Source organism: Glutamicibacter sp. 2E12, from assembly GCF_050030965.1.
Classification (GTDB): domain Bacteria; phylum Actinomycetota; class Actinomycetes; order Actinomycetales; family Micrococcaceae; genus Glutamicibacter.
In genome coordinates, this window is sequence record NZ_CP188297.1 from 87,200 (window position 1) to 108,222 (window position 21,023).

12 protein-coding genes are annotated in these 21,023 nt (G+C 60.8%); 3 read left to right on the plus strand and 9 right to left on the minus strand.

Going from position 1 to position 21,023, the window contains the following annotated elements; all coding sequences use genetic code 11:
• Positions 1-13: 13 nt before the first annotated feature.
• Entirely contained in the window at positions 14-490 is a 477-nt protein-coding gene (locus tag ACP3TE_RS00385; protein ID WP_332499038.1) for an SRPBCC family protein, read from the minus strand.
• 69 nt (positions 491-559) lie between these two features.
• A complete protein-coding gene (locus ACP3TE_RS00390) occupies positions 560-1,069 on the minus strand; it encodes a GNAT family N-acetyltransferase (protein WP_181148886.1) in 510 nt (169 codons plus the stop codon).
• Between the two features lie 449 nt (positions 1,070-1,518).
• Here ACP3TE_RS00390 and ACP3TE_RS00395 point away from each other — a divergent pair, with 449 nt between their 5' ends.
• Positions 1,519-2,946, plus strand: coding sequence for a D-alanyl-D-alanine carboxypeptidase family protein (locus tag ACP3TE_RS00395; protein ID WP_426734784.1), 1,428 nt, complete (start codon positions 1,519-1,521; stop codon positions 2,944-2,946).
• Between the two features lie 65 nt (positions 2,947-3,011).
• Here ACP3TE_RS00395 and ACP3TE_RS00400 read toward each other — a convergent pair whose 3' ends face one another.
• The 5 genes from ACP3TE_RS00400 to ACP3TE_RS00420 are packed head-to-tail and all read right to left on the minus strand — an operon-like array spanning position 3,012 to position 8,714.
• Positions 3,012-4,154 (minus strand): cysteine desulfurase family protein, encoded by a 1,143-nt coding sequence (locus ACP3TE_RS00400; protein WP_426734786.1) that lies wholly within the window; start codon positions 4,152-4,154, stop codon positions 3,012-3,014.
• Positions 4,151-5,017 (minus strand): carboxylating nicotinate-nucleotide diphosphorylase, encoded by an 867-nt coding sequence (nadC, locus tag ACP3TE_RS00405; RefSeq protein ID WP_426734787.1) that lies wholly within the window; start codon positions 5,015-5,017, stop codon positions 4,151-4,153. The genes ACP3TE_RS00400 and nadC overlap by 4 nt, the downstream gene beginning before the upstream one ends.
• Entirely contained in the window at positions 5,014-6,657 is a 1,644-nt protein-coding gene (gene nadB / locus ACP3TE_RS00410) for an L-aspartate oxidase (RefSeq protein WP_426734789.1), read from the minus strand. Before nadB ends, nadC begins: the two co-directional genes overlap by 4 nt.
• Positions 6,654-7,937: a quinolinate synthase NadA gene (nadA, locus tag ACP3TE_RS00415; RefSeq protein ID WP_332489029.1), complete on the minus strand. Its 1,284-nt coding sequence runs from the start codon at positions 7,935-7,937 to the stop codon at positions 6,654-6,656. The genes nadB and nadA overlap by 4 nt, the downstream gene beginning before the upstream one ends.
• 51 nt (positions 7,938-7,988) lie before the next feature.
• Positions 7,989-8,714 (minus strand): NUDIX hydrolase, encoded by a 726-nt coding sequence (locus tag ACP3TE_RS00420; RefSeq protein WP_332489031.1) that lies wholly within the window; start codon positions 8,712-8,714, stop codon positions 7,989-7,991.
• 116 nt (positions 8,715-8,830) lie between these two features.
• Here ACP3TE_RS00420 and ACP3TE_RS00425 point away from each other — a divergent pair, with 116 nt between their 5' ends.
• Positions 8,831-9,580, plus strand: coding sequence for an alpha/beta fold hydrolase (locus tag ACP3TE_RS00425; RefSeq protein WP_400290871.1), 750 nt, complete (start codon positions 8,831-8,833; stop codon positions 9,578-9,580).
• A 270-nt stretch (positions 9,581-9,850) separates the two neighbouring features.
• Here the strand turns inward: ACP3TE_RS00425 and ACP3TE_RS00430 are convergent, their stop codons facing one another.
• Entirely contained in the window at positions 9,851-10,630 is a 780-nt protein-coding gene (locus tag ACP3TE_RS00430; protein WP_426734791.1) for a helix-turn-helix transcriptional regulator, read from the minus strand.
• A gap of 85 nt (positions 10,631-10,715) precedes the next feature.
• Between ACP3TE_RS00430 and ilvD the strand changes: the two genes are divergently transcribed.
• Positions 10,716-12,635 carry a dihydroxy-acid dehydratase gene (gene ilvD / locus ACP3TE_RS00435; protein ID WP_426734793.1) on the plus strand — a complete coding sequence of 640 codons (1,920 nt, stop codon included), beginning with the start codon at positions 10,716-10,718 and terminating at the stop codon, positions 12,633-12,635.
• Positions 12,636-12,802: 167 nt separating this feature from the next.
• Here the strand turns inward: ilvD and ACP3TE_RS00440 are convergent, their stop codons facing one another.
• Complete coding sequence (locus ACP3TE_RS00440) at positions 12,803-20,656, minus strand: prealbumin-like fold domain-containing protein (RefSeq protein ID WP_426734795.1); 7,854 nt, start codon at positions 20,654-20,656, stop codon at positions 12,803-12,805.
• Positions 20,657-21,023: the final 367 nt, after the last annotated feature.

Here is a 21,023-nt window from a genome sequence, read left to right on the forward strand (position 1 = left end):
CTGCCGATCCCGGCTATTTGTAGAACCCCTCGCGGAGGTTGATCCCGTATTCCAGCCACGCCTTCATCGCGGCCAGCATCCCGGTCCAGCCCTCGCAATTCCCAAAGGCGGCCTTGGCTCCTTCGGAGGTCGCCACCCAGCTGGCCTCGCTGATGGTCACCTTGGTTCGGGTGCTGTCTTCCAGAGAAGCGAATTCGAACGTCACGGTATTCATGCCATCGGCAGCGGTGGATTGCTGGCCGCCCCATTGCAGGACAATGCGCTTTGGCTCTTCCACTTCCACGACCTTGACCGGGAACGGGCCGGGGAAATCATGGAAGTCCCAGGTCACGGTGGCACCGTTTTCCATGTGCCCGGATGCTCCGCCGGTAGTGAAGTAATGGGAAAGCTGTTCTGGATCAGCCACAGCTTCGTATACTTGCCTGATCGATTTGGAAATGATTCCCGACACGGTGAAGGACAGTTCGCGAAGCTCTTCATGTGGTTCCATAAGACAGGTTTACGCCCGAAGAGCACTAGTGACAATAGATATGGGAAAATTCCCAGCGAAAATTAGCGCTTAGACGCCAAACGGCTTGGCATAGCGGTAGTTGCCGCGCGGCAGGCGGTTATCGTCGAAGACCCGCACCATGAAGTGCTCGCCCCATGAGGTGCGCGTAGGCAGGATCCCGCGACCTTGCGCCGCTTCGTAGCCGAAGCGGCGGTAGTAGCCAGGGGCGCCCAGCAGAACGATACCGCTGATGCTTTCTTGCTCGGCCTTGTCATGGATTTCTTGCATCAGGATCGACCCGACACCTCGGTGCTGGTATTCCGGGGCGACAGCTAGCGGGCCAAGTCCCAGCAAGGGTTCCCCATTCACTTCTCCCCATGTAGCGATGACGTGCCCAATGACCGTTGTGTCATCCAGGGCAACGATTGAGAAACGGTTATCGTACTGGTCGCAGTCGAATAGACGCTGCAGCAGTCCGACTTCCTCAGGCTCAACCATCGGATCGATGCCGGAGAACGCAGCATGGGTTATTGCATACACCGCAGCTCGGTCATCGAAGACTTCTGGACGGATACGCATGCACGCAAACCTACCAAATCTCGCCGAGCTAGAAAAATTGGCCCTTCGTGTTCTTCCACCAACTTGACTCCAGGAACGGGGCATTTTCCTGGCGGCTGGCGTGAGGATTGCGACTTCTTGCAAGCAAAGTTCAGCGAGCATTTTCCCAGGCCGCGCTCCTTGCGGCACGCCTGGCCGACTGGAAAACCCAGTTGCGAAGACCCTGCGGCCATGGCCCCGGGAAAACTTGCGGTGCCTCAAGTGGGAGGCCGTTTATCCATATCCGCACCGCCAGCAGCCACTGGTTGCCGGCGCCTGGCGCCAAGGGCGGAACTGCCCCGCTAGTTGATTCAAAAGATGGGCCCAACGAGACCATTCCTTCTCTAACGTTTGCAGTAACGTCTTGAACGAGTCATGGATAGATGATGGAATGATGGTCGCATCGCTTGTCACCTCTATCGGAGAGTTCCATGAAACTGCCTCGGGCGTTCAAGACTTCAATGGCTGCCGTCCTCTCGGCCGCACTGCTCGCAACAGTGCTTCCGGCAACCCCGGCACTAGCCGCAGCCCCTGCCCCAGCAACTTCAGCGGTACAGGCTCAGGCACTGGCAGTTAATAGCGGACTGCAGATTGCCGCCAAGAAAATCCAGCGCAATCCGAGCAAGGATGACGTCTTCGTCAACAAGAACTACCCGCTCAGTCCCGTTAAGTACGCACCGAAGACGGTAGCGGTCAAGGGCACCAACGTCCGGCTGAAGTCCTCGGCGGCCAAGGCCTACACCAAGATGGCCAAGGCAGCTGCGAAGGACGGTGTCAAGATCCGGGCTGTCAGCGGTTATCGTTCATACAACCGCCAGGCTGAGCTGTTCAACTACTACACCCGCATCTATGGCAAGAGCTACGCTTCACGCATCTCCGCTGTACCGGGCACCAGCGAGCACCAAACTGGCCTGGCCATTGACGTGGGAAATGCCAACGGCGCTTGCGGTTTGCAGGCCTGCTTCGCCAACACTCCCGTGGGCAAGTGGGTCGGCAAGAACGCACACAAGTACGGCTTCATCATGCGCTACCAGAAGGGCCAGGAATCCGTTACGGGCTACTCCTACGAGCCGTGGCACTTCCGCTACCTGGGTACCTCCCTGGCCAAGAGCGTGAAGAACTCTGGCGCCAAGAGCCTCGAAGCCTACTATGGGGTTTCAGGCAAGAAAGCCAAGAGCACTCCCAAGCAGACCAAGGGCACAGCGCGGACCACCGCGAATCTGAATATGCGCACCGGGGCAGGCGCCGGGAACCGACTATTGCTGACCATCCCGAAAGGCAAGAGCGTCCAACTGACCGGATCCAAGAAGTCCGGTTGGTACCAGGTTCGCTACAGCTCGAAAACCGGTTGGGTATCGGGCAAGTATCTGAAGAACATCTCGATGCCGGCAGCACCGAAGAAGGATTCGAAGAAGAGCTCGCCTCAGAAGAGCACCAGCAATGCCAAGTCTGCCAAGACCACTGCGAACTTGAATATGCGTGCCGGGGCAGGCACCAGCCATCGCGTCGTGCTGACTATTCCGAATGGCAAGAAGCTCGCCATTCGCGGCGCAAAGAAGTCCGGCTGGTACCCGGTGAAGTACGCAGGGAAGAATGGCTGGGTCTCGGGCACCTACCTGAGCAATTTCTCCTCCTCCGGGACTGCGCCGAAGACCACCAAGCCCAAGAGCTCAAAGTCCTCGTCTAAGAAGACCATCGCGAACCTGAACATGCGCAGTGGCGCGGGAACAGGCAAGCGTGTCATCCTCACTATTCCCAAAGGAAAGACGGTGACCATCCGCGGCTCGAAGAAGTCCGGCTGGTACCCGGTGAAGTATGCCGGGAAGAACGGCTGGGTCTCCGGCACGTACTTGCGCTAGGGCACCGGCATCGGCTGGCTGCAATCCTGCTTCCAAGAACTTTTCTGTTCCGGGAAGCAGGATTTTCAGCTTAAGAGCCCGGAGACGCAGGAAACTACAGCCGAGGCCACCTGGCTGATCTCATTTTCTTTTGCGGTGCGCGTGAACGAAAGACGGACAGCAGTATGGGCCAGTTCTTCTTCATAGCCCATCGCAGTGAGTACCGCCGAAGGATCGGTCGAGCCTGCTGCGCAAGCAGAACCTGAAGAACATAGGACTCCCCTGCGGGCCAATTCAATCAGCACAGTTTCGCCTGCGGTCTTCGGGAAAACGAAGGAGACTATGCCGCCAACACGATGGTCCGGATCCCCTGTCAGCTGGACGCTGCCCGGATGCTTGGCATTGAGTTCCTTGAGAATCCGTTCAACCAAGTACGGGCCAAAGCTTGCGCCCAGTCCTGCTTCGCGCTGTGCGGTCGCTGCCTGCAATGCCGCGGCTATGCCCACGGCAGCGGCCGGGTTCTCGGTTCCCGAACGCATTCCGCCCTGCTGTCCGCCACCGTGCAGCAGCGGCACAAAGCGATGCTTAGCGGACAGGTACAGTGCTCCGCTGCCTTTGAGGCTGCCGAGCTTGTGCCCGGAAATGCTCAATGCGTCCACAGCGGCGCACAACGGCTTGAGATCGATCCAGCCGGCGCCCTGCACGGCGTCCGTATGCATGATCGCCCCAGCGTTGCGGGCCAGCTGGGCAACCTGCGCAACCGGTTGAATGGTGCCCACTTCATTGTTCACTGCCATCACCGAAACCACGGCAACAGCTGCATCGATCAGCTGGCCGGCCGCATCCAGATCGACCAGCCCCGTGGCCGATACCGGGATGATGCGGTGTTCGAATCCGTGGAATTCAACAAGGTACTTGCAGGCTTCCAGTACCGCTGGATGCTCAATGGAACTGGAGACCACCACGCGTCCGCGGGGGTTGGCCAAAGCCGCCCCGATCACGGCAGCATTGGCCCCCTCGGTGCCGCCGGAAGTGAAATAGACTTCCTCAGCTGCCACGCCCAGCTGGCTAGCCACCTGGGTTCTTGCCCAGTCGTTAGCCCGCTTGGCCTGCTGCCCTGCTTCATGCAAAGATGCCGGATTTCCAAAATCTTTGGTCAGCAACGGATTGAGCATGTCGAGAACGTCTTGGCGAGGCGGCGCAGTGGATGCGGCATCCATGTAGATCATGCAATAACCATATCCAGTCCAAGGTCAATAGCTTTCACCGAGTGCGTAATGGCCCCCGAGGAAATGACATCAACACCAGCTTCAGCGACAGCCACGACAGTTGCGGCGTTGATATTTCCGCTGGCTTCGACCACCGCTTGCCCGTTGATCAGTTCAATGGCTGCGGGAATGCCCGCCGGATCAAAGTTATCCAGCATGATGATATCCACGCCGGCGGCGAGCACAGCTGGAATCTGCGCAATCGAATCCACTTCAACTTCCATCGATGTCGTGTGCCCCAGCCGCGCACGTACGGATTTCAAGGCCGCCGTAAGCTGCTCCCCGTTATCCAGCAAAGCCAGGTGGTTGTCCTTGGCCATGAAAGCATCCGACAGGTTGTCCCGGTGGTTGACTCCTCCACCGCAGCGCACTGCGTAGCGTTCAAGGACGCGAAGGCCTGGCGTAGTTTTCCGGGTATCGACAATGCGGGCTTTGGTATGCGCAACCAGGCCGACGAGCTCAGCGGTCGCCGTGGCGATGGCACTCATGCGCTGCAGGAGATTGAGCCCCACGCGTTCAGCGGTCAGCAAGCTCGCCGCCGGCCCGGTGACCTTGAGCAAGCTGTCACCGGCGGCAAACGTGCTTCCGTCGGCAATCAGCTGCTCTACCTCCAGCTGCAGATCCACTAGCTGCATTGTCCGGGTGAATACCGCCCCTCCTGAGAGTACGCCTGGCTGGCGGGCCTGGACCACAGCAGTCGCTGTCGCACCTTCGGGAACGATGGTCAGCGCGGTGATGTCGCCGCGCGGATTGTCCTCGGCGAGCGCCAGCTCGATGATGCGGTCCATGGCGGCGTTCGGTACCGGATGGGTCGAAGTGTTCACGCGTTCAATTCCTTGCTCAAAAGATTTTCATTGTCCAGCTCGCTCGGGTGCAGAGTCCAGCCATAGCGCACACCCTCATCTGGCTGGCTGCTGGTGAATTCGGTTGAATCCAAGCGATGGTGCGCACCCAGGCTTTTGGTGCGTGCCATGGAACCTGCGGCGATGATCCGTGCGGTGATCCACAGGTTGCGCAGTTCCGATTGCTCGCGCGCAGTGGCAGCTACAGGCGCGCTCGTCGCTAGCAGCTGGACCATTTCTTCGAGCTGCACGCCGGTGCGGTAGACGCCAAGTTTGCTGCTGGCTGCCGTTTGCAACTGTTCAAGATCCAGGGGTGCTTGTGGAGTTGGCGCGCTGATCTCCTGGACCACCAGCCTGCTGATATCGCACCCGGTGTCGGAAGCTTCACCGGCCATGGCGGCAACCGCGTTCCGCGCAAAAACCATGGCCTCCAGCAACGAATTGCTGGCTAGTCGGTTGGCGCCGTGAACTGTCGTGTTGGCGCATTCGCCGGCCGCATAAAGACCGGGGACAGAGGTTCGTCCTGACGTGTCGGTGTAGATCCCGCCCATGAAGTAGTGCTGGGCCGCTACCACCGGAATCAGGTCATGAGCCATGTCCAGGCCGGAGCCGCCCGCGGTGCAACTCGCCAGCTTGGCGGTGATGGACGGGAAACGGCGAGCGAGGAATCCTGCGCCGCGCGTTTCTTCCACGGCCCGCGCATCAAGGTACACCTGGTGTCCGGCTTGGATCTGCTCATGGATGCCTCGGGCCACGACATCACGAGGTGCCAGCTCAGCGTCCGGGTGAATTCCAGGCATGAACCGCTGCCCTGCGTCATTGACCAGGATGGCGCCCTCGCCGCGGACAGCTTCGGAAACCATCCCGGCTTCGGGATATCGGGCCGGGTCAACCAGCGTTGGGTGGAACTGGACGAATTCGGCATCCGCGATGACAGCACCGGCCCGGGCAGCCAGTCCCAGGCCGTCGGCGGTTGCTCCTCGGGGATTGGTGGTCGCTGAGTACAACTGGCCCAGTCCACCGGTAGCCAGCAGCACGGCGCTGGACGAGAGCAGCTGCTGTGCATCGTGGCGCAAGTAGTGCACCCCTGAAACCCTTCCGTCCTGCAGCTGCAGTTCGGTGGCAAGCGCATCCTCGATAATACTGAGCTTCTTGGCAGTCTCCAGCTGGCGCACGGCACCAACCAGGGATTGCACCAATGAAGCGCCGGTGGCATCCCCATTGATATGCAGAATACGGTGTGCGCTGTGCGCGGCTTCAAGGCCAAGCTGGTAGGAGCCATCTGCATTACGGTCAAAATCCACTGCATAGGATTCCAAAGCCTGCACTAGCTCTTCGCCTGAGGAACACAGGTGTTCCACCGGTTCCACGCCGCAGTGGCCCGCGCCAGCTTTGAGCGTATCGGCAACGTGTTTGGAAACAGAGTCGCCTTGGGCCATGGATGCTCCGGTAACAGCTGATAGCCCGCCCTGCGCGAGCTCAGAGTTCGAGTCCCCCAGTTTCCATTTGGTCAGCAATACCGGCTGGATGCCCAGCTCTACGGCGTGCAAAGCTGCGCACAGTCCAGCCACACCGGAGCCGACGATCACCAGCTTCTTCGGTTCTTGTTGGACCTGGCTCATGGCTTGGCAGCTAGCATGCGCTCCAGGGCGATCTTTGCATCCCCTTGTTGTTCCTTCGGTACCGAAATTTGGTTGACCACTCGTCCGGCAACCAGCTCTTCGAGCACCCAGGCAAGGTAGCCCGGGTGGATTCGGTACATCGTGGAGCATGGGCAGATCACTGGATCAAGGCAGAAGATGTTGTGCTGCGGGTACTGGGCAGCCAAGCGGTTGACCATATTAATTTCGGTACCGATGGCAAAAGCAGTTGGCTCGGTAGCAGCGGCAATAGCCTTTTGGATGTAGTCGGTAGAGCCGGCTTCATCTGCCGCGTCCACAACTTCCATGGGGCATTCCGGATGCACAATCACGCGCACGCCAGGGAAATCCTCACGCGCCTTGGCGATCTGCGCGGGGTTGAAGCGCTTGTGCACGGAGCAGAAGCCGTGCCACAAAATGACCTTGGCATCGAGCAGCGTGTCAGCTTCGTTGCCGCCCAATTCCTTGCGCGGAGTCCACATCGGCATCTGCTCCAGGGGAATGCCCATGGCCTTAGCGGTGTTGCGTCCAAGGTGCTGGTCCGGGAAAAACAGGACGCGGCGTCCTCGCTCAAAAGCCCACTCCAGAACAGTTGCAGCGTTGGAGGAGGTGCAGACCAGTCCGCCGTTGCGACCGACAAAGGCCTTAAGCTCTGCAGAGCAGTTCATGTAGGTCACCGGAATGACCGGCATCCGCCCATCATCAGCTTCATCCGCATATAGGGCGGTGAGCTCTTCCCAGCACTTTTGCACGCTCGGACCGTCTGCCATGTCTGCCATGGAGCAACCTGCTGCAAGATTCGGAAGGATCACCGATTGGTCCTCGCGGCTGAGAATATCTGCCGTTTCGGCCATGAAGTGCACACCGCAGAACACGATGGCTTCCGCCTTGTCTCGGGTCAATGCTGCGTTGGCCAGCTGGAAGGAGTCACCCACGAAATCCGCATATTTCACCACTTCATCGCGCTGGTAGAAGTGCCCTAGGATCACTGCCCTGTCCCCCAGGGTTTCTTTGGCAGCAATGATGCGAGTATCAAGCTCGGCGTCGCTAGCCTCCAGGTATTCCTCTGGGATGGAACCCTGCACCGGGTAACCAGCTGGAACCGAATCCTCTTGGGAGGCACCTGGCCCGTAGCCCGCAGGGGTGTCCCACGGGTTGGAGGCCAGATCGGTGGAGCAGGTGGATTCCGGAGCCAGCAGATTGAGCCGAGCGATGTTCTGGGCTACCGAGGCATTGGCGTTGTCAGTGATTTGGGTGCTCATGGGTTCGTCCGTTTCTTACAGGATGACGGTGAAAAGTATGAATGGTGCTTGCTAGTCGTGCAGCGGGTCGACTTCCAACGGGTCTGGTCCGTGGCCCACGTAGCGGTATAACCGTGGCGGCCGGTGCTGTCCGCCGGCCAGATACTCATCGGTCTCCTCGATGGAGGCAGTGTTCTTGAGTGTTCGGCGGAAGTTCGCAGGATCCAGGCGGCGTCCGAGGATAGCTTCATAGACTCCGCGCAGGGCCGCCAGGGTGAAGCGTTCTCCTAGCAATCGATGCGCTATCTGCCCGTACTCGGTCTTGTTGCGCAGCCTCCACATGGCGTAGTCCAAGATCTTTCGGTGGTCGAAAGCCATCTGGGCAATCTGCGGATCATCGATATCGAACCAGGCCACGTTGTCGTCTTGGACGGTGGCACCGACCTGGTCAGCGTTCAGCAGCGCAAAGTAGGCGATGGTGACTAGGCGGTGGGTTGGCGAGCGGTCGATATCCCCGAAGGTGTAGAGCTGTTCCAGATAGGTGGGGCGTAGGCCTGTGGTTTCAGCAAGGTTGCGCCCTGCCGCTTGGCCGAGGGATTCCCGCGGATCAACTGGTCCGCCTGGCAGCGCCCACATTCCAGTGTGGGGTTGGCGAATGCGGCGTACCACTGGCAAGCAGAGTTTGTCGGGTCCGCCATCTTTGCCTTCACGGATTCCCAGGATCACAGTGGAAACCGCAAGAGCGGGCGGGAGGTTGCGGCGTTCGTCGACATTCGCCCAACCCGGTACGGATGACATTTCTTATTTGCCTCGTTTTCAGCACATTCGGATTCGTTAGAGTCATTCTGACATTAACGCTCTTCAGGCGCTAGCCCAGATCACATTTCGAGGGTGAATGGCCTATGATCAATGGCATGACATTGGATCTGAATCTTCGAGTGGTTCGCGCAAACGCTGAGGTGAAAAGCCCATCCGTGCTTTTCATCCACGGCTTCGCCTCATCCGGCGAACTGAATTGGGACCGCTCGCGTTGGCTGAAATATTTCACTGATGCAGGACGAGATGTCCTTCTGGTTGATTTGCCCGGCCATGGAGAAGATCCTCGCCGCAATGACGGCAGCTGGGCGCCAAGCCAGATTCGCCAGGCCCTGGCTGCCATAGTGATGGATCTGGATGATGGTCCCGTAGACGTCATCGGCTACTCTTTGGGTTCCCGGCTGGCTTGGGAGTTCGCCGCTTTCAATCCGGATTTGGTGAATCATCTGGTCATCGGGGGTCCAGGAGCCGGTGATCCGCTGGCTGCCTTCGAATTGGGCCAGGCCCGTGCCTACGTCGAGACGGGCGAAAAGATCCATGACGACTACACCGCCGCCATCATGCGGATTGCCGAGGCTGAACCGTCCAATGATCTGTCGGCGCTCTTTGAGCTGATTGAAGCAATCAAATCCGAGCCCTACGATCCTGCAGCCAAGGTGCCGTCAGTTCCAACCTTGCTGGTCGCCGGCGACCAGGATGATCTAGCGACCACCATGCCGCATTTGCGTCGCCTTCTGAAGGACGCAGGAACACGCAATGAAGTGCTGTGGCTGGCAGGTCGCAATCACGCCAACGCTGTGACCAGTCGCGAGTTCAAAGAGAGAGCGCTTGAGTTCGTGAGCTTTTAGCTCCGGCCACTCCTTTAATGCATGCCCCCGCTGCCTTGAGCCTATTCAACTATCCGGCCTAAAGCTCGTCCGGGTTTCCAGACGAGCCTTAGCCAGCTCAGCGCCGACTATTGCATTTCCGAACTGGAACCGGACATGGAAGTGCTCTTGTTCGCTGCATGTTCCGATCAGCGCTGTGGCCCTTAGCGGTTAAATGATTCGATGCGTGCAAGCCTAGCGATCTCGCATCTCTTCCCATTCCCTGCCGCTACTTCGGCGAGCACACCTGTGCTAGAGCGGCGTGTACATCAACAGGGTCAAGTCCGTGGCTTCGGTAGGAGTCAGGTTGTGCTGCTCGTAGCGCGTCAGCCCCAATTTAGGATGCCGGAACACCCGTTCACCGGTGCGGAAACCTGCAACGTCGCGTTCATTCCAGATCGCGGCAAATTCCGGGGAGGCCGCCGAGACCCGCGCAACAATGCCACTCTCCCCCGACGGGCTGAGCCATCCACGCGTTTCAGCACGGAAGCTTCCCACGAAACCGCGGCTTTGCACTTCCCAATCCGGGAGCATCTCACGCAATTGCGCATCGGTGAAAACCAGCCACAACAGGTTCCGATCTTCACTGTCCAATGAAGCCACCCGCGGATACAGCTGTTCATAGGCCTCATTCCAGCCCAGGATGGTCCAGTCGGCAGAGAGCAGAAAGGCCGGGAACTGCAAAGCATCGAGCAAACGCTGCAGGGCTGGAGTCATTCCGCCGGTGCCAATGGGGTCAAGCTCACCGTGCCCTGCCAGAGAAAACAGGTACGAGGATTCCACCGGGGTGAGCCGGAACAGCCGTGCCAAGGACTGCAGAACCTGGCGCGAGGGATTGATGTCGCGGGCCTGCTCAAGCCAGGTGTACCAGGTAACAGAAACGCCGGCCAAGGTGGCGACTTCTTCGCGGCGCAGGCCGCGCACCCGGCTGCGTCCGATCTCCGGCAGTCCATGGGAAGCCCTGTCAGCCCGGGCTCGGCGGTCCTTGAGGAACGCGGCGAGTTCTTCGCGACGTCTTTGACTTGGAGTCACGGGGTAAACCTCATTGCATGGTAGTAGTACTACTAGTATCGTCACCGTCTGGGTTTGAGGGCAAATATATGGTGAGATTTTAGGTATGACCACACTTCGTTCACACACTGTCACCCATGGCCGCAATATGGCCGGCGCTCGCGCACTGTTCCGCGCAGCCGGCGTGAACGGCGCTGACCTCGGGCGCAAGCCGATTATCGCTGTCTCCAACAGCTTCACTGAATTCGTTCCAGGGCACACCCACCTGCAGCCGGTAGGCCGCATTGTCTCCGACGCCATCACTGCCGCCGGTGGCATCCCCCGCGAATTCAACACCATTGCCGTGGACGACGGCATCGCCATGGGCCACGGAGGCATGCTCTACTCGCTGCCATCGCGCGACCTCATTGCCGACTCCGTGGAATACATGGTCAATGCCCACTGTGCCGACGCACTGATCTGCATCTCGAACTGCGACAAGATCACCCCGGGCATGCTGATGGCCGCATTGCGCCTGAACATCCCTACGGTCTTCGTCTCCGGTGGACCGATGGAAGCCGGCCGCGCCACTTTGGTTGACGGCACCGTGCGCACCTTGGACCTGGTGGACGCCATCTCCGAGGCCGTGAACGAGAACGTATCGGATGCAGACCTGCTGCGCATCGAAGAGTCGGCCTGCCCAACCTGCGGCTCCTGCTCGGGCATGTTCACCGCCAACTCGATGAACTGCCTGACCGAGGCCATGGGCTTGTCCCTGCCGGGCAACGGCTCCACCTTGGCTACCCACACGGCCCGCAAGGACCTGTATGAAAACGCCGGCAAGCTGGTAGTCGATATCGCCAACCGCTACTACGGCGAAGACGACGAGACGGTCCTGCCACGCAGCATCGCCACCAAGAAGGCCTTCGGCAACGCCATGGCGCTGGATATCGCCATGGGCGGTTCCACCAACACCATCTTGCACCTGCTGGCCGCCGCCCGCGAGGCCGGCGTGGAATTCGGCCTCGATGAGATCGATGAAGTGTCCCGCCGTGTCCCGTGTCTGGCCAAGGTTGCACCCAACGCTGCCGGCAACGGCACCATCTACTACATGGAAGATGTCCACCGTGCCGGTGGCATCCCCGCAATCCTCGGCGAGCTGCGCCGCGGCGGCCTGCTGGATGAAACCGTGCACACGGTTCACTCGGCAACCCTGGGCGAATGGCTCGATGACTGGGATATCCGCAGCGGCAAGGCCAAGGAGGAATCCTTCGACCTGTGGCACGCAGCCCCGGGCGGCGTGCGTTCCTCCACCGGCTTCTCGCAGTCCGAGCGGTGGGCGGCGCTGGACACCGATGATGCAGAAGGCTGCATCCACTCGGTTGAGAACGCCTACTCCAAGGACGGCGGCTTGGCCGTACTGCGCGGCAACATCGCCGTGGACGGTGCAGTGGTCAAGACCGCTGGCGTTGACCCTTCGATCTGGACCTTCTCCGGCCCAGCAGTGGTCTGCGAATCACAGGATGAAGCCGTCGAGAAGATCCTGAACAAGCAGGTGAAGGAAGGCGACGTAGTAGTCATCCGCTACGAAGGTCCCAAGGGCGGGCCGGGCATGCAGGAAATGCTCTACCCCACCTCGTTCCTCAAGGGCCGCGGCCTGGGCAAGGCCTGCGCACTGATCACCGATGGCCGCTTCTCTGGTGGTACCTCGGGCCTGTCCATCGGGCACGTCTCCCCCGAGGCCGCTTCCGGCGGCATGATCGCCCTGGTGGAAGATGGCGATACCATCTCCATCGATATCCCGACCCGCGAGCTGACCCTGAACGTCTCTGACGAGGTCTTGGCAGAACGCCGCGAGCGCTTGATCGCGACCACCGGCTACCGTCCGAAGAGCCGCGAGCGCGTGGTCTCCCCTGCGTTGCGGGCCTACGCCGCCATGGCGTTGTCCGCTGACAAGGGTGCAGTCCGCGACGTGGATCGCGTAGAGCGTGCCATGCGCGAAGCCGATGAGCGTGAAGCTGCAGCCCAAAGCGCGGCCCAAATCTAGCCAGAAGGCTTGACCACGGCAACAGGCCCGGTCCTCTTATGCGAATAAGCGGACCGGGCCTGTTCTGTTTCCAAGGCACTAGCCCCGAAGCAGCAGGGACTCTGCCCCGCACGCCGAATGCCGGCCCTGCCCCGAAAGGCAAGACCGGCATCCAGCTGGCGCGCGGACTATGGGTTCCGGCGACGGTACCGAAGCAGGATCAATGCTCCGGCGATAATCACCATCCCTGCAGCCCCTGCCAGCCACAACGAGCCCTGGTCAAGGCCGGTTGCCGCAAGCGGTGCTGGCGGGGCAGGTGGTGCTGCCGGTGCTGCCGGCGCTGGCGGAGCCGGAGGAACCGGTGGTGCCGGTGGCGCTGCCTGCGGAGCCTCGGAGCAAACTTCCACGTCCGCCGAATCCGAATTGTTCCCATCCTCGCCGGACTTCTCCGGTATCGAGGCCGTATTCGTCATCGTCTGGCACTTGCCGGCTACGCCGTCCAAGACCAGTGCGTACGTGAACTTCTTGCTCTGTTCTTCGGCCTTGGCCGTGCCCAGTTCCCGCGGCTGGCCGGGATTGGTGTAGTCATCGAAGACCGTCACCATTTCATCGGTGGCCGTTGCCGCCTCGAATTCCAGCGGAGCCTTGGCACTGACCGTGCGGGTTGTCCCTTCCACGTCGGTCCAGCTGGCGTTCACCGTGTTCTCGTGGCCGGTGTAGTCGGCCTCGGCAACAGGTGTTTCGAAGGTGCAGCTGTACTTCACGGTGCGGGTTTCCCCGGCCGCAAGCTCCAGCTTCCCCTCCGCCAATCCTTCGATGGAGCAGCTGGCCCCGGCGATGGATAGCTTGTCTTCCAGGAGCACTTGCGTGTCCTTGAAGTCATTCGGATTGGCCACGGTGATCTCACCGGTGACGGTGAAGTCCTGGTCTTCGTAGCCCTCCAGCATCGCCTGGACCGTGTACTTGGCCGTGGCCTGCCCGTCCGGGTCAACCTCGAACTTCGTTTCCTTCGCCTCCTTGCGGGCCGACCAGTCGTAGTCCCTGACGTACTGGGCGTCGGCGCTCTTGGCGATCATCAGGCCCTGCTCGATGCACAGTTGCAGGTCCACCGAGGATTCGTCCTTGCCGTTGCCGTCGGTACTCTCATGCACTGCCGCGGTATTGGTGTATACCGTGCAGGTTCCCGCTTCGGGTTCCAGCACCTGTTCGTATTCGAACTGCATGGGAGCTTGCGGGACGTGGACTTCTCCGAGCACCTTCGGTTCGGCGCCGGGATCCATCATGTCGTCGGTGACTCTCACCGATTCGTCCGTGACTGCATCGATCGTGAAGCCGATCGGTGCCTCGGCACGCACTTCGCGGTCATCGAAGGTGGCAATCACCGTATTGACTGCTCCCTCGAAGGCATCGGTGGAGAGCCAGCTAGCGAGGTCGCATTCATACCGGGCCCCCAAGTTCTCCCCGGCATCGAGCACGACCTGCAATCCAGCGGCCGCTTCATCGGCATCTTCCAGATCGATCCGGCAGCTGGTGCCAGCGGTATCGATCCGGTCTTCCAAGGTGGCGGTGATGGAACCGAAATCATTCGGGTTCTGCACCATCACCTCACCGGCCAGCCGCAAGTTATGCTCAACGGCTGCGGTGTTGCGAGCCTGAACCCAGTAGTGCGCGGTGAAGGTTCCATCCCCGTTCGCGGTGAGCTTGCTCTGGTCGATCCGCTTCTCTACCTCCCATTCGTAATCCAGGTCTACCAGTCCCTGCGCGGTCTTCTGCAGGCCCAGGGCCTTCTGTCCGCAGAGGGTGACGGTGGTCGAATCCTCGGCCCCGGTCTGCTGGATCACCGCGGTGTTGGTGAACTCGGTGCAGGTGCCGGCCTGGGCCTGGTGGCGCAGGGTGTAGTCGAAGTCGACCGGGGTGCCTTCGGCATTCCAGATGGCTTCGCCCAGCACGACCGGCGACTCGGGGTTGGTCTTGTCATCGATGACGGTGACCTGCTGATCGGTTTCAGCATCCAGCAGGTAGTCCACCGGTGCGGTTGACGTGGCCACCGAATCCTCGCCCCAGGTTGCCGTAACCGTGTTGCTGCCGTGCAGCTGGCCGGGGGTACCCGAGCAGCTGTAGGGCAGTTGCACCGTGGCTCCGGTTCCGTCGCTGCCCACCGGGACCGCGACTTGCAGGCCCCCGGTTTGCGGATCGGCGTCCTCGGCATCAATGGTGCACGTGACCCCTTCGATGCTGATTTCATCGGTGATGGTGGCTACCGTCGAGGCCGATGCGAAGCGGTTCGGATTCACCAGCACGATCATGCCGTGCACTTCATGGCCGGAATCCTCCGATCCGTCCGGGATGGCCGATACGGTGTAGGAGAAGTCGGCGGTGCCGTCCTCGGCGACGACAGCTTCGGTGCGGTCGGCCTTCTTCTCCAGGTCCCACAGGTAGGTCCGATCGAAGCTGGCTTCGGCGTCCTTGGCAATCATCAGATCGAGCAAGCCGCATAGCTGCACGGTCGCCTCATCCCTCGGATCCTCCCCTGCCTGGATATCGACCCAGGCGGTGTTCGTGTAGCTCATGCATTCACCGGCCGGAGCATCATGCTCCAGCTGGTACTCGATGAGCACCGGCGAATCATCAATGTCCACGGTGCGCAGCAGCACCGGCTCCTGGGGATTCGACTGGTCATCCCAGATCTCGACCTGCCGATCGATGCGGGAATCAATGGCGAATTCGATGGGCACCTGCGTGCTCGATGCCCGGTCATCGCCCCAGCTGACCGTGGCGGTGTTGGTGCCGCCGCTGTAGGAGCCGGCATCGACTCCTGCGGAGACATCGCAGCTGTAGCCGACGGTGATTGTCCCGTTGGCCGGGATGCCCACCAGCGATTCAGAGGTGGTGCAGGTGACCCCTTCCAGATCGACCAAGTCCTGGATCGTGGCGTCGATGCCCGTGTACTGGTTCGGATTGGTGATGGTGATCTGGCCTTCCAGCACCCATCCCGAATCCTCATACCCGGTGTTCTCCACCTTGACCACATAGTCCACCGGTTCGCTGGCCGCCCCGTTGGTGGTGATCTCCTGGTCCTGGCCTTCGGCCAAGGACTTGTCGATCTGCCATTGGTAGGTGCGGTCGTACGCGGCTTCGACGGTCTTGCTGATCTCCAAGGCCGCCTCGCGGCAGGCTTCGGCGAGCGCATTGTCCGCCGCGGTGAAGCCGTCATCGCCGGTGAGCGTGGCGACGTTCTCGAAGACCTGGCAGGTGCCTGCCTCCTCCACGTTCCACGTCAACGAGTAGTCCCGGCTTTGCGGCCCATCGGCCACATCCACTGTCCACGCCGGATCGAACTCGTGGGCGCTGTCCGTGATGGTGACCGTGTCGTTCAGCGGCGTCTGGGTCCAGTCGGCTTCCGAGATCTCCACGGTATCCGAGTCCTGGCCGTTGACCGTGCTCAGCGCCTGGGCGTCCCAGTCCACGGTGGCGGTGTTGCTGCCTTCGTAGTCCGGCTGGGATGCGAAGGTGCACGAGTAGGCCATCACCCATTGGGCCCCTGCGGGGATCACCGTCTGGAAGCCGGCTTGCTCGGCGGACATGTCCGCCACCGCTTCGCCCTGCACCCCGGTGATCGTGCAGGCCGCGTCCCCGCCGACATCGGCGAAGTCCTGCACCGTGATCGGCGCGTCTTGCCAGTCGTTCGGGTTGGCGAGCGTGATTTCTCCGCTCATCGCCCAATTGCCGTCCTCGTGGCCTTCGGGGGTCACGGTGATCCGGTAGTTCGCGGTGGCTTCACCGGTATTGGGGTTGGCTGCCAGCGGTTGCCCGGAGAGCAGTTCCTTGTCCAGCGACCACAGGTAGGAGCGGTCGAAGGAGGTCACGACGTTCTTGGCGATATCCAGATCGGCGCCGGCGCACACCGTGGCGCTGGCCGAAGCCGTGTTCTCTTCGCCCTCGCCGGTGGCCTCATCAAGCACCGCGGTGTTGGTGTACTCGGTGCAGGTTCCGGCCACGCCCTGCAGTTCCAGGTCGTATTCGAAGGCCTTCGGCGATTCCCCGGCCATCGCGGTGCCCAGCACCACTTCCTGTCCTTCAACGGTCTTGTCATCGGTGATGGTGACTTCGCCGTCGGTCAGCAGTGCCTGCTCGAACCCGAAGCCGACTTCCGTTTCAGCCTGGCGCTCCTGGCCCCAGGTCACGGTTGCGGTGTTCGTGTACTGGGCGGTGATGTCGGTGTCCGCGGGTACCTGGCAGTTGTAGCCAAGGGTGATGCTTTCACCGTCTCCCAGCACGATCTGGAAACCGTCAGCGCTTTCATCCGCATCGGTGCCCTCGATGGTGCAGCTGGCCGACGGGATGGAGAGCACATCGGTGACCGTGGCCGCCAGGTCCCCGACTTGCGTGTTCGGGTTGCTGATGGTGATGGTTCCGGACACCTGCTTCGCGCTGTCCTGCGCTTCGCCGGCGGTGGCCACTACCGTGTAGTGCGCGGTGACCGTGCCGTTGCCGGCGACCGTGAATTCGCTGCGGTCCACCTGCTTGTGAAGCGACCAGTCGTAGTCGCGTGCGTAGCTGGCGTCCACGTCCTTGGTGATAACCAGATTCTTCTGGTCGCAGATGCCCACGTCCTGCGAGTCCTCGATGTCCTCGCCGGCCAGATCCACCCACGCGGTATTCGTGAAGACCAGGCATTCATCGCGCGGCACTTCGTAGGTGATCTCGTAGCTGAAGCTCCGCGGGGCGTCGGCGTAGTGGACCGTGCCCAGCAGTACCGGGTCCCCGGAAGGATCAGCCTGGTCATCCCAGACGCCAACGGATTCATCGGTGCTCTCATCCAGGGTGAAGTCGATGGGTACCGGCTGGCTCTCAGCCTGCAGCCCATCACCCCAGGTGACCACCGCCGTGTTGGTGTGGCCGGTGTAATCGGCTTCCGCCACGGCCGATGCATCGCAGTTGTAGTCCACGGTGATCGAGCCGATGCGCGGCACCACCTGCTGCATGCCTTCCATCCCCGGATTCGAGTCCTCGGCCACGATGGTGCAGGCGGCCGAGAGGGTATTCTCGTCGCTGATCGTCACTTCGAGGTCTTCGAATTCGTTGGGATTGGCCACGGTAATGGATCCGGAAAGCTGCTGCCCGGAATCCTCGTAGCCGGTGTTGTCCACCAGCACCGTGTAGTGAACGGTAGCGGTTCCGTCTTCTTCGACGACGGCATCTGGCCGCTGGCCCTCGGCCAGCTGCTTGTCGATGCTCCACAAGTAGGTGCGGTCGTAGGAGGCCGTCACGTCCTTGGTGACGGTCAGCCCTGCCTGGCGGCACGCTTCGACTTGGGCGTCATCGCTCTTGACCAGCTGGTTGCTTCCGGTGATCGTGGCGGTGTTCATGAAGCTCTGGCACTTGCCGGCTTCCTCCACCGTCCAGGTGTATTCATAGGTCCGAGTCTGCGGTCCATCGGAGTAATTGATGGTCCAGTCCGGATCGAATTCATGCAGCGGATCTGTCACGGTCACAGCGTCATTGAGCGGTGTCTGCGTCCAGTCGCCCGCATTGACCGGAACCACCTCGGTGGCGCTGGCCGATGCGGTGGAGGCGTCGCTGGCTGACCAGGTGGCTTCAGCGGTATTGCTGCCTTCGTAGTTCGGCTGCGATCCGAAGGTGCAGCTGTAGTTGAAGGTCAGCGTTTGGGAGGCATCCAGTGTTGCCTGGAAGCCCGGTGCCACCGGATCGGCGTCCATCGTGTCCGGTTCGCCGGCAATGCCGACCACCTGGCAGGTTGCGTCCCCGCCCACATCGACCTGGTCGGTGACGGTCACGTCAATGGCTTGCCAGTCATTGGGGTTGGATACCGTGATGGTTCCGCTCATGGCCCAGTCGCTGTCCGAATAGCTTTCGGGAGTGACAGTGACGGAGTATTGCGCGGTGAATTCGCCGGTTTCCGGATCCGCGGTGAATGGCTGCTCGCCTACTGCGTCCTTGGCGATGCTCCAGTCGTAGCTGCGGTTGAAACTGGACACGACCAGTTTCTCGATAGCCAGGTCCTGGCCGATGCAGACTTCCACGGTGGCATTGTCGGTCAGCGTTTCGCCGTCGTCTGCGGCGAGGCTGGCGATGTTCTGGTAGTCGGTGCATTCTCCGAGCACGCCGTCCCACTCGATGGTGTACGCGAAGGTCTTCGGGCTTTCCTCCGCTGTAACGGTGTTACCGCCGGCGATGCCCGAAAGGTCGATTTCGCTATCGGTGACGGTGACTTCATCGTCGGTCACCGTTGGCGAGACGGACGCGAAATCGTAGTCGGCCGAGGCGCTGGCTTGGCCAGCGGTGCCATAGTAGGCCTCCGGGTCCCAGGATGCGCTCACCGTGTTGGTGCCGGCGCTGGCGGCACTGGTTCCCTCGGGCAGGTCGCATTCATAGGTGAAGGAATTCTCGCCGGGCTGGATGGTCACCGGATTGGCGATCGGCGATCCGCCAGCGGAGATGACGCAATTGGCGCCATCGAGCTGGTCGGCCAGCGTGATCCCGGACATCTCCGTGTCATTCGGGTTCATCACGGTAATGGTGCCGGAGAGCTGGAAGTTGCTGTCCTGGGCCTCGCTGGCGGTGGCGACCACGTTGTAGTCGACGTCCACTCCGGTGGCCGTGGCCTTCACTGTGGCTTGCTGGCCCTCGGCCAGCGACTTGTCCAGATCCCAGTCGTAGTCGCGGTCATAGGATGCCTGCACATCCTTATGGACCGTGAGCTCGTCGTAGGTGGTCTTCGTGTTGGTGAAGGTACAGGTGACTTCATCGTTGTTGCCCAGGTTGAAAGTGATGGCCGAACCGCTGCGGATAGCGGCGGCGCCGGTGCAGGCGATCGAGGAAAGATTCCAGCCAGCTGGCAAGTCCTCTTCGGTGACGGTGATCGTAGCTGGCGCCACGGTGTAGGTGACGCTCTGCGGCAAGCTCGCGCCGGTATCGGAATCGGCACTGTCATCGAGGTTGAATGATGTCGAGTCGCCGAAGCGGTCCTCGGCGAGGGTGAAGTCGAAATCCGTGCCGTCGGCAGGAACCGCGTCCTTGATGACGGTTACGGAACCGGCTTGGACCGCACCGGCCTGGATCTGGTTGTCGCGTTGTCCAATGGACTTGCAGTTCAACGACGAGATCAGGACGTGGTACGGCGAACCGTTGATTGAGGAAGCACCGGTGCCCGGGCCGTGATCCAGCTCCGAGGCGATATGCGCATCGAAGTAGAGGGTGACGCTTGACTCGTCGCCTTCTTCTCCGTCGACCATCAATGTGATGAAGACGGTGTCGACGCGGTCGTTCCCGGCGCCTTCATCGACAGTCCAGCCGGTGATGTTCGCGCCGTCCACTGTCTCGTTGAGCAAATAGTCATAGGCCCATTTGCCGGCCTGCTTGACCTGGTAATTGATGACCAGCTCGTTTTCGCCTGCGGGCAATGTCATTTCCAAGCGCTGGTGAACCACACCGCCCTCATAGAGCCCGTCGTGGACATTGCCGTTGGCGAAGGCGGGCATCTCATCGGACTTCTGCATGAAGGTGTCGACCGAGCCGTCTCCTTCGTTGTACTCGCAAATCCGCGGAGCACCTGACTCAAGGGCAGCGGCCGTGATCGGCTCGCGGGCCGCTGTCGAGGACCCGGTAGAATCTTCCGATTCCGAAACTTCGGCCTTCGGCTGCGCAAGTTCCGGTGAAGCCTTGTCCACTGGCTTCTTCTCTGTCTTGGGCGCAGCTGATTCCACAGGTTGCGCTTCGGGTGCCGGCTGCGTGGTTTCCACAGCTTTTGGCTTTTCTGGCTTCTGAGTTGCCGGTGCCGGTGCAGGGGCGGACTCGGGTTCGGCCGCAGCTTCTTCCTCTGGCGCCGAGGTCTTGGCGCTGTCTACTGCTTCAGCAGCCGGCTGTTCTTCCCCCGTGTCAGCCGTGGACGATTCGTCGGCTTCGGCCTTGGTTTCCTCGGCCGAGCCGGTGGCCAGGACCGATTCAGAGTTCTCCGGTTCAGTCCCCTGCTGTTTGGCCTCGACTTCTTCCCCAACAGAAGTTTCGGCAGCAACTGCCATGCCCGGAATGGTCATGACAAAACACAAGGAAATCGACGAAATTATCGCCAAGCATCCTTTTAATAATCTGTTTAAAGCTGTTTTACGGCGCAAATTTGGCACAAAAGTGCCACGCCTTTGATGCCTAGACATTTCTCCCCCATACAAGAATGTCCTGAGTGGATCGCGCGGCGTGCAGGAGCGATCCACCCGAAAAAGAGCGAGCTATAGTAAGGCTTTGACCTCAGATAATGAAAGCCTGGCCCATGATTCAGCCACCCCATGTGGCTCAACTGCTCAGGATAAGTTCCCCAATGCATCTAAAGATGCGAAATGAATGCGAGTGTTTCAATTCGTCTTTAAATCCCCCAATTCAAGACAACGATAT